The following is a 2474-nucleotide window of genomic DNA, read 5'->3' as shown; positions in this document are numbered from 1 at the left end:
ACGCTCTTCGCGTGTATCGCCGCTGCAACACTGACCCGTTCCGGTCTTGCCGGCGCACTCGGCGCTTTGCTGTTTACCGTTTACCGGCTGCGAAAGATGTTCACCGGCCTGAGTCAACCCACCCGGATCGCGGCGATCCTCACCGCGCAGGGAGTTGTCGGCGGATTCTGGCAACTCGCCTCGGCAATGTGTCGTCACTACTGGCCCGTGACGCTCCTGGCGGTGATCGCCTCCAGGCGAATTCGGCGGCTGGCCGTCGCTGCAGCAGTCACCGAAGGTTTGGTGGACTGGTATCGCCACCGTGAGCCAGGCGGGCTGGGACCGGTTCGGTACGTCTTCTTCAAACGAGCCGACGACGTCGCGTATGGAGCCGGACTCTGGCGTGGCGCATTCGACGCCCGCGACTGGGCGGCGCTGAAACCTCGAATCACCAAGTGACAGAAGCCGACTACGCAGATTTCCTGGTTGTCGGTGGTGGCACGTGTGGTTGCGTGGTCGCAGCCAGGCTCAGTGAAGATCCATCCGCCACGGTGATGCTCCTCGAATCGGGAAGCGGATATCGATCGGCGCTCGAACTCCCGGACGTCCTGGGTGATCCGTACCGACTGCCGGTCGGACCTGCGAGCGAATACACGTGGACCTATCCGGTCGAACTGACGCCGCGTCGGGCGTCCACAATTGCGCGGGGGCGGACACTCGGTGGATCCGGAGCCGTCAACGGTGCGTACTTCACCCGCGCGACCCGTGCTGATTTCGAGCATTGGCCGAGTTCATGGCGATACGACGACGTCTTGCCGTACTTCAAGAAGTCCGAAACGGATCGTGATTTCGAGAGCGAGTTCCACGGGACCGCCGGACCGATCCCGGTCGAGCGTCGAGCGTGGGACCAACTGCATCCACTGAGCGGCGAGTTTCATGCGGCAGCGCTCGGAGCAGGCTTTCCCGACGACGTCGACAAGAATGCGCCGGACTCGTTCGGGGTGGGCCGAGTGCCACTGAACGTGTCGGATCATCGTCGGATCAGTACGGCGATCGGGTATCTGATGCCGGCGTTGCACCGGCCGAATCTGCGGGTGGAATCCGGAGTGAACGTCATTCGCATCGCGTTCTCGGGTACCCGTGCGATCGGCGTCGACGTTCTCGACGACGGCAATGTCCGACGCATTCGTGCCGACCATGTGGTCGTGTGTTCGGGCGCGGTGGCGACACCGCACATTCTCCTCAATTCCGGTGTTGGTCCAGCGGAACAACTTGTAGAGCAAGGAGTTTCCGTCGTTCTCGATCGACCGGGCGTCGGACAGAACTTCGTCGACCACCCGGAAGTGCTGCTGCCGTACCATTTTTCGAAGCCCCGCACGATTCGATCGCAGACTCCGGTGCTGGAGACAGCCCTCAACCTCGCTGAGATCGAAATCCGTCCGTACACCGCATCTTTCACAGACCTGGTTCCCGGTGCGCCTCGCATGGACCACGGCGTCGGAGTGGTCCTGATGGCGCCGCGCAGCCGGGGAAGTATCGAACTGGCATCGGGGGATCCCGCTGGGGCGCCGCGTATTCGGTACAACTACGTCGCGTCGGCGCACGATCGAGCTGCCATTCGGGAAGGGATGCGGATCGCCGAGAATCTTCTCGAGTCGATCGCCGAGACGGGGTTGATCGATCGCCCCGTCGTGGAGTACACCGATGAGTGGGTCGAATCCCGCTTGGGAACGTCGCTGCATATGTCCGGTAGTTGCGTGATGGGTGCCGAGGCGGACCCGTTCGCAGTCGTCGACGGTCGGTGCCGTGTGATCGGCGCGCAAGGACTCAGTATTGTTGACACGTCAATCCTGCCGACGATCCCGACCCGCGGCCCGCATGCGACCGCGGTGATGGTCGCGGAACGAGCAAGCGCCATTCTGCTCGGTGACGAGTGACCGCGAGGGGCAGCAGGCTGGGTCGGCAGTCATACCGAATGGTCGTTCTCGCCTATGGGCTGTGATCGGCGTTACAGTGGTCCACGGAGCGGAGGAACGCAAAATATGGCACGTGAACAGGCTGTGCCCGGCAACCCGTGGGTGGCGGTCAGGCCAGGCGATGACGTCGCGTTACTCGCGCGGCGACTTTCGTCTGCCCATCAGTCGTTCATCGATGCCCGCGGCGTGCCCGGCCAGGGGCTGACCGACGACTCGCATGTCCGTTCGGTCGTACTCGAGTCCTGGATGCGGAGCCGCAACAAGGGGGTAAATCCCGATGTGGTCGGCAACCCTGAGATGCTCGAAGGGGTGGAGCTCGAAAAGTATCGCTCCGCGCATCCCATGTCACTGATCCGTCCGGTGATTCGGAAACTCCTGGTGGAAGATGCTGCCGAAACCGGACTACTGATCGCGATCAGTGACGCACACGGTCGACTGCTCTGGGTGGAGGGTGACAACTCGGCCAAGGACAAGGCGTTGTCCATGAACTTCGTCGAAGGCGCCGACTGGAGCGAAGAT

At 62.8% G+C, this 2474-nt stretch carries 1 protein-coding gene and 2 pseudogenes; all 3 read left to right on the top strand.

Annotation, left to right across the window (positions count from 1 at the left end):
- A pseudogene (locus tag A2J01_RS28270) lies at positions 1-438 on the top strand (mycofactocin biosynthesis glycosyltransferase MftF); the annotation flags it as partial.
- Positions 435-1916, top strand: coding sequence for a mycofactocin dehydrogenase MftG (gene mftG / locus A2J01_RS28265; RefSeq protein WP_064114053.1), 1482 nt, complete (start codon positions 435-437; stop codon positions 1914-1916). The pseudogene A2J01_RS28270 and the gene mftG, both read left to right, overlap by 4 nt.
- Positions 1917-2021: 105 nt before the next feature.
- Positions 2022-2474: pseudogene (locus A2J01_RS28260) on the top strand (transcriptional regulator); the annotation flags it as partial.

This window comes from Rhodococcus sp. EPR-134 (assembly GCF_001647205.1).
GTDB lineage: Bacteria > Actinomycetota > Actinomycetes > Mycobacteriales > Mycobacteriaceae > Rhodococcus_F > Rhodococcus_F qingshengii.
The sequence above is the reverse complement of the archived record's forward strand: the minus strand, read 5'-3'. Positions and strand labels throughout refer to the sequence as shown.